The sequence below is a fragment of the Sorangium sp. So ce385 genome (genome assembly GCF_051474135.1).
GTDB lineage: Bacteria > Myxococcota_A > Polyangia > Polyangiales > Polyangiaceae > Sorangium > Sorangium cellulosum_D.
Genome location: NZ_CP150337.1, coordinates 11,378,416 through 11,386,007, shown reverse-complemented (window position 1 = coordinate 11,386,007; position 7,592 = coordinate 11,378,416). Strand labels below are relative to the sequence as shown.

The 7,592-nt window shown below is 72.8% G+C and carries 5 protein-coding genes and 1 pseudogene; 4 read left to right on the top strand and 2 right to left on the bottom strand.

Translation table 11 applies throughout. The features are described from left to right. Positions 1-100: 100 nt before the first annotated feature. Together WME83_RS41670 and WME83_RS41665 are read left to right on the top strand one after the other, a co-directional pair. Positions 101-397, top strand: coding sequence for a hypothetical protein (locus tag WME83_RS41670; RefSeq protein ID WP_437315269.1), 297 nt, complete (start codon positions 101-103; stop codon positions 395-397). Between the two features lie 538 nt (positions 398-935). Further along, on the top strand, positions 936-2,087 hold the full coding sequence (locus tag WME83_RS41665) for a DUF4419 domain-containing protein (protein ID WP_437315268.1): 1,152 nt from the start codon (positions 936-938) through the stop codon (positions 2,085-2,087). Positions 2,088-2,153: 66 nt separating this feature from the next. On the opposite strand, the gene WME83_RS41660 is transcribed toward WME83_RS41665, so the two are convergent. Next, positions 2,154-4,481, bottom strand: coding sequence for an AAA family ATPase (locus WME83_RS41660; protein WP_437315267.1), 2,328 nt, complete (start codon positions 4,479-4,481; stop codon positions 2,154-2,156). Positions 4,482-4,873: 392 nt separating this feature from the next. Between WME83_RS41660 and WME83_RS41655 the strand changes: the two genes are divergently transcribed. After that, complete coding sequence (locus WME83_RS41655) at positions 4,874-6,568, top strand: MYXO-CTERM sorting domain-containing protein (RefSeq protein WP_437315266.1); 1,695 nt, start codon at positions 4,874-4,876, stop codon at positions 6,566-6,568. Between the two features lie 26 nt (positions 6,569-6,594). Then, positions 6,595-6,723, top strand: a pseudogene (locus tag WME83_RS41650) (hypothetical protein); the annotation flags it as partial. A 169-nt stretch (positions 6,724-6,892) separates the two neighbouring features. Here WME83_RS41650 and WME83_RS41645 read toward each other — a convergent pair. Further along, the gene (locus WME83_RS41645; RefSeq protein ID WP_437315265.1) at positions 6,893-7,453 is read right to left on the bottom strand and encodes a hypothetical protein; all 561 of its coding nucleotides are present in this window, start codon (positions 7,451-7,453) and stop codon (positions 6,893-6,895) included. Between the last annotated feature and the right edge of the window lie 139 nt (positions 7,454-7,592).

The window sequence follows — 7,592 nt, the reverse complement described above, 5'->3', positions numbered from 1 at the left end:
GGGCGTCGCGGTGGGCGAGCTCGGCGCCGTGGTAGGCCCCTGGCCGACATGGGATCCGTTGTTCCCGCCCGTCGTGCTCCCGAGCTGATTCCCGGAAGACGTGGTCGTCGAGGTCGTCGCGGTCGTCGCGGTCGTCGGGCTGGGCGAGCTCGTTTGGCTCACGCTCTTCCGCGTGACGGGATCCCAGCCGGAGAAGGCGCCCGGCTTCGGGGTCGGCTTCGGGGCCGCGGCCTGGTTCACGGCGTCGGGCACGGCCGTGCTGCTGGACGGGGTGCTGCTGCCGGCCGAGGGGTGGGTGAAACGGCCTGAGCCCTTGATCTGGTTGCCCAGCCCCGACCGGACCCCGGTGACTGGCGACGGCGAACGGCTCCGCGAGGACCTCATGCGCCATGATTGACGCGAAAATCATGCGTTGCCAAGCGCCTCGCCCCCGCGCCGCGCGGCGGGATATCCCGTGCCATGGCATTCCTGCGCCGCCCGCTGCGCACCGCTTCGGAGCCGCGTCGGATCGGCGAGCCCCGCACCTCGAATCCGCAACCGCGCGCCCCATTGCGGCGTTCGCCCGTCGAAACGTCGCCGTGGATCCCGGCATGCGTTCAGGGCGACGCGCGACAGGTGCCTCGATTGCGGCCAACCCGCCGGCCAGGTAATCTATCTCTCGCATGCATCCATCGGTGTGGCGACTGCGCTGTAATATTCCTGTGTGAGCGAATTGTTTTGCCTTCCCGTTCACGCGCTCCCCGCGCCGGGCGCGCGGTCGCGCGTCGGCGCGCTCGGCGGCTATCGAGGGCTGTCGGCGCGAATGCAAGGTTGAGCCGGCTCGCTGTGCGCCCGCCGCCGAGGCGAGTTGTTTCGCGCGGCGCTCTTGTGTACGAGGTTGGAGCGGCAGCGCTGGCCCATGAAGCCGTCGCGCAGGGCCAGGAGAGCGAGGATCCATGAGCATCACGAGCATCGCCGTCACCGACTTCGAGCCTGCGACGGCGCCGCTGCCCGCGTTCGACGAGGACGCGACGGTGCAGAGCCTGCTCGTCTCCCCCGTCGAGGCCGCCTACCGCCATCGCCTGCCCATCGTCGGACGCACGGACGTGCACCCGCTCGTGCAGGCGGCCTACATGGCCTTCACCCAGCGCTACCCCCTCGTGCTCTCGCCCGACGTGATCTGGTTCTGCCTGGCCCGGGGGTTCACGCTCCACGTCGCCGCGAACGAGGAGCAGCGGCGCCAGGTCCTCCTCGAGGACGGCGACTTCGAGCTGAGGATCGACCGGCCGGATTTCACGCTCGGTCAGGTGAACCCGTGGCCCGTCGCGTTCTCGGATTTCTCCGGCCAGATCGCCGCGCGGGTCGGCACGCTGCGAGAGCTCGTGACAGGCAGCTTCTCGACCACGGGGCCGGTGGAGCGCGTGGCGTCGGAGCTCACGATCATGACGCCGTTCGCGCCGCACTTCGAGTGGCAGCCGCCCTTCCCCGCGGACATGAGCTTTCCGAACGCCGGAATCCCGCGCATCTACCTGCTCGGCACGGCGGACGACTGGCGCTGGGTGCGCCACCGCGCGGCGGCGTTCGCCCCGTTCGGCGCGGAGCGCTGGACTCACGCCCTCCTGCCGGTGCTCGACCAGATCGTCGCCGCCGCGGAGGGCCGTCAGGATCCGGCGTTCTGGCGCGCCTTCTTCCGCTACGAGAACGCCGCGGACGAGCTCACCGGGTGGATCCACGTGCTCTTCCCCTACCTGCGCGCCTGGCCCGCCGACCACTTCGTTCCGAACACGGCCCTCGACGGCTGGCTCGACCGGTGGCGGGCCGCGGAGGCCCGGCGCAACCCGCTCGCCGCGCTGGCGAAGCCGGAGGGGCCCGGGTTCGCTCGGCTCCCGCCCGGGCTGACCAGCGCGCCTCTGCGGTTCATCGACGGGCAGCGCCAGGAGCACGCCCTGGAGTTCATCAGCGGTCTCATCGGCGTCACGCAGGACCAGCACTCGCTCGCGCTCATCCCGGAGTTCGTGTGGGCCGTCGTCCACAGCGAGGCCGGGCACGGCGAGGCCGGGCACGGCGAGCCCGGGCCCGCGGTCGATCCGCCCGCCGAAGCGCGCTGAGCGCGGCGGCGGCCGCTCGGCGAGGGCCGCGCCGGCCCCGCCGCAGCCGCGCCCCGGACCTCCGCGCTACGCGAACCGCAGCGCGAGCCCGGCCGCCCCGCCCTCGACCACGATCTCCCGGTCCCTGCACGACGGATCCTCCGCCATGCGCGCCGCGATCGGCGTGATCACCCGCTCCTCGATCACCCGCTTGAGCGGCCGCGCCCCGCGCCTCGGATCGAACCCCGCGTCGGCCAGCCAGGCCCGCGCCTCGGGCAGGACGCGGAGCCTCAGGTTGCGCCGCACGAGCCCGGTGCGCGCCTCGGCCTTGGCCAGCTCGAGATCCACGATCCTGAGCACGCTGTCCCGCCCGAGGCTCCGGAACTGCACCACGTGGTCGATGCGGTTCACGAGCTCGGGCCGGAAATGCTCGCGCACGCTCGCCGGCGCCGCGCGCCGCGGGCCCGCCGCCGGCGCGCCGCGCTCGTCGTCGCCGCCGAAGCCGACCGGCGGCCGATCGGCGACGCCCAGGTTCGAGGTCATCACGATGAGCGCCATCCGGAAATCGACGTGGCGCCCGTCCTCGTCCGTCAGCCGGCCCTCGCCCAGGATCCCGAGCAAGAGGTCGAACACCTCGCGGTGGGCCTTCTCGATCTCGTCGAGGAGCACGAGCGACAGCGGCTCCTGCCGCACGCGCTGCGCGAGCGTCGTCGCGCCCGGCCCCGCCTCGAGCAGCCGCGCCGACGAGCCCGGGAGCCGGTACTCGCTCATGTCGAGCCGGATCATCCGCCCCTCGTCGCCGAACATCGACCGCGTGAGCTCCTTCGCGAGCTCCGTCTTGCCCACGCCCGTCGGGCCGACGAAGAGCAGCGTGCCGCACGGGCGCTCCGGGTCGTTCATGCCCGCCTTGAAGCGCGCGAGCACCCGCGCCGCGGTGTCGCACGCCTCGTCCTGCCCGATCACGCGCCGCTTCAGCCCGCGCGCGATGGCCTCGGCGCTCGCGGGGATCTCGTCGGCGATGAGCTCGATCGGCAGCCCCGAGTGGCGCGCGTAGGCCTCGGACACGTCGCGCGGGTAGAGCACGCGGCCCGCGTCCGCGCCCGCCCGCGCCTCCGCGCCCGCCCGGCCCCCGGCCTCCTGCGCGAGCCAGTCGAAGAAGCGGAACGCCTTACCAGGGAAGAGCACGTCGCGCCGGAACATCGCGAGGTGCTGGACCAGCCGCTTCTTGGCCGCCGGGTGCAGCCGGACGCGCGCGTCCTTCCGCGCCTCGTACTCCGCGAGCAGCGCCGGCACCGCGGCCGGATCGGGCTCGCGCAGCCGGACGACCTGGAAGCACGAGACGAGCGAGGCCGCGCGGCGCTGGCACGCCTCGAGCTCCGGCTCGGTGCACTCCGCGATGAGGCTCACCTCGCCGCTCCGGAGCGCCGGCAGGAGCACGTCGCCGATCGACGCGCCGTCCGGCTGCGGGCGGAGCAGCGGCAAGAGCGCGCCGACGTGCAGGAGATCCCCCTCGTGCGACAGCTCGTCCACGAGCTTCAGACACCGCGCCTGCCACATGCCGAGATACGTCATCCCGGCGAGCAGCCGGTCGGCCGAGGTGCTGAACAGGCCCGGCGACCGCGCGCGCGCCTTGTCCCTGCGCCACGCCGCGAACCGCCGCGCCAGCCGGTAAACCCAGGTCGTCTTGCCGACCCCCGGGCCGCCCACCAGCAGGATCGACGGCACCGGCGCGCCCTTCGCGGCGTCGAGCCCCGGGAGCGCCTGCTCCAGCTCCTCCGCGTCGCCCACGGCGAGCGGGAGCCGCTGGCGCGCGGCCTTCTCGACCAGATCCTCGGCGACCTCGCGCAGCGTGGGGCGCTCGTCCGCCGCGCGCCGGGCGGAGCCCTCGGCGCGCGACGGGAGGGGCGGCGACCAGGGGCGCACGGTCTCGTCTCCCTCGCGGCGGAAGTCGAAGAGCGACCGCGGCGACTCGCCGAGCAGCGCGCTCGTGACGAGCTGGCGGAGCACGTCGGGCGCAATCGAGAGATCCTCCACGACCACGGACCAGCCGAAGCGCGGGAGCATCACCCGATATCCGCCCTCGGCGAGCTTGCTCGCGAGGTAGGTGAGCCGCAGCGGGATGCGGCGCCGGCCGACGACGGCCGCGCGCTTGACGGTGGTCTGCGGGTGGACGTCGACGCCGAGCGTGCGCACCTCGAACGGCTCGTCCCACAGATAGCGATCGAGATCGTCCTCGCCCGTCGCCACCCGCGCGTGGAGCTCCACCTCGAGCTTGCGCAGCACGTCCTCCTCGGAGGCGCCATAAGCGGACGGCGCCGGCCGGTCGAAGACGAATGCCCACGTGCGCAGGAGGATGCCGGTGAAGCGGCCGTCGTGGTGGGCGATGAGATAGACGCGGAGCGATTTCTTGGTCATACGGCGGCAGCGATCAGGCGCAGCCGGAGCTCGCCAGCCTACCACACCGCGCCCCGGCGCCGGCGAAGCGCCGAGACGACGCGCTTCGCGCTCCGCCGCAACTCCCCCCGCAGCGCAGCGGGAGAGCGTCAAGTAGGCTGTTGCCTCCCAGCCCGGAGCGGCAGCAGAAAACGCCCCTGACAGCCAGCATGACCCCGTGCGCCGCGGTGACAGCGTGCGTCAAAACAGGCGCGCATCGCGGCGCAGGAACAACTGGGCTGCAACATTTTGATGGTGCGGAGCTGTGGAATCATCTGCTCCCAGCGCGCACGAGGAGGTGTACAGTGGCGCACATGCCGCAAACGCCTTACTTCATGGGTTCTCGCCGACGCGCGGTTCGAGCCGCGCTCTCTTTGTCCCTCTTGCTCGCGCCGCTCGCGGGGGCTGTACCCGCGAGCGCCGCGGTGGAGCAGCTGGACGGCACGAGGCTGCCCACGCCGGTCAGAGAGGCCGAGCTCGGCCTCGTGCGGGGCCGCGGGTTCCCGGAGAACGCCGTCACGCTCGATGGGCTCTTCATGTACCGGGGGGAGGACATCGATCCCGTGGCGGACGCGAGCACGGAGCCAGGCGTCTTCTCGCCGCTCTGCGGGTTCACGGGAGAGCTGGTGCTGCGCGGGGGCGGGTGCAAGGTCGCGTTCGGCTGGTACAACGCGACGGCGAGCGGCATGCGCCCGCCGGACAACGAGATCTACGAGCTGATCCCCGCGGACACGTCGGTGGCGTTCCGGTGCGAGGACAACGACTTCTGCCCGCTGGCCACGATGATGACGACCCAGGCGGGGCAGCACGACTGGACGCCGACCCAGTTCTCGGCGGCCGACATCCGCAGCGACCCGCGGTACGACGGCGGCCTGGTCGGCTTCGCGCTGATCGGCAAGGCGGGCACCTACTGCACGCAGACGAAGTTCTCCCAACGCGAGCTGAACACGGTCTGCACGAGCTGCACGCCGAACGAGCCGTGGGTGACGACGCTGATCTACACGTCGACGGCCACGCCCGACGCGTTCTATGTCGCCTTCGAGGACCTGCCCGTGACCCCGACGAGCTGGAAGGGGAGCCAGGGCGGGTACGAGAACGACGGCGACTTCAACGACTTCGTCTATTACATCACGGGAGTGACCTGCCAGGGCGGCGGCCAGGTCTGCGACACGGGGCTGCAGGGCGCGTGCGCCGTGGGGAGGACGGGGTGTGCGACCGAGGGCGAGACCGAGTGCCTGAGGGTCCTCGAGCCCGGCGAGCAGAGCGAGCGCTGCGACAACATCGACAACGACTGCGACGGCGAGGTCGACAACGGCGAGGGGCTCTGCGCGGAGGGCCTCGTGTGCAACCGCGGGTCGTGCGTGCCGTACTGCGGCCGCGGCGAGGTGGTCTGCGACCAGGGCTTCGTCTGCGAGGAGGGCCTCTGCGTGGAGCAGGCGTGCGTGGGCGTGGCGTGCGAGGGCGGCCAGGTCTGTGTCGGCGGCACCTGCGTGGGCGGGTGCGACGGCGTCATCTGCCCGGCGAACCAGGAGTGCCAGCTCGGGCGATGCGTGGATCTCTGCGCGCAGATCGAGTGCGAGGACGGCGCGGTCTGCGAGCGCGGCATCTGCCAGTCGAACTGCGGCTGCCGCACCTGCCCCGCCGGCAAGACGTGCGCGGCGGACGGCCGCTGCGTCGACGCCGGCTGCGAGGGCGTGACCTGCGCTGAAGGGCAGCTCTGCATCGGCGGGAGCTGCACCGACGCGTGCGCGGGCGTCGTCTGCCCCGGCAACGCGCCGTGCGTCCGTGGGTTCTGCGGCGATCCGCCGGTCAACGGCGGCGTCACGGCCTCGAGCGGGGGCCAGGACGGAGGCGGGTTGTTCCTGGACGAGCCGCCGGATCTCACCGCGAGCGCTGGCGCGGGCGCGGGCGCGGGCGGCGGGGACAGCGGCTTCGTCCCCAAGCCCGACTCGTCCTGCGCCTGCCGCGCGGGCGCGACGTCCGAGGGCTCGCCGGCCCGCCTCGGCCTGCTCGGCCTGGGTCTCCTGCTCCTCGCCGGCCGCCGGCGCCGCCCCCGCGCCGCGCGCTAGAGCGGTCCTCAGCCGGCACTGACACGGTCTTCCGTCTTCCGTCTTCCGTCTTCCGTCTTCCGTCTTCCGTCTTCCGTCTTCCGTCTTCCGTCTTCCGTCTTCCGTCTTCCGTCTTCCGTCTTCCGTCTTCCGTCTTCCGTCTTCCGTCTTCCGTGCGCGTCCTTCGTGCGCGTGCGCGTGCGCGTGCGCGATTCCCCGGAATTAGCGCGCACGCGCACGCGGAGGCCAGACGCAGACGGGGGACGGGAGACGCAGACGGGGGACGGGAGACGGGAGACGGGAGACGGGGGACGTGGACGGGAGACGGGAGACGGAGGCCGCGCGTCACCAGGCGGCGCGCGCCGCCATCGCGGCCACGAGGCCCGCCACGACCGCAGCCAGGAACCACGCGAGGCGCGCGCCGGGGGGCTCGCGCCCCGCGGCGCCGGCGGGCAGCGGGAACACCACCGACCGCACCCGCCGGGACTCCGCGTCGACCAGGAGCACGCCGTCGACGTCGAACGCGAGCCGGTACTCGAGCAGCTGCCGCCGCGTGGCGGGCGTATCGATGCGCGGCGCGAGCCGGCCCGTCTTCACCTCGGCGACATACCGCCTGCGGCCGTACGCCACGAGGTAGTCGGCGCGGAGCCCGACGGTGATCGGCTCGCCGTCGATCTGGACTCCATAGGAGACCGCGACCTGCCGGCCAACGATCGTGTACCCGAGCTCGCGGAGGAGCGCCTCGGCGCGCGCCTCCCCCGCGGCGCCCTGCTCCCGGCAGCGCTCGATCCGGCGCCGCTGCCGGGCGCTCCGCCACGCGAGCCGGAGCGTCTGGACCAGCCCGAAGAAGAGCGCCGCGCCGGCCACGGCCAGGAGGAGCTCCGGCGGAATGTCGCGGAATTCCACGCAGCGCGCGTTTGCGCAGGAATCCGGATCCCGGGCCAAGTTTTGTGTGCACGGTTGTCCTCGGCCCGGCTGGCGCGCATGTCCGCACGCTCCTATTACAGTTTCACTCGAGGTATACCGCCTGCTCGCGCTCTGGCGT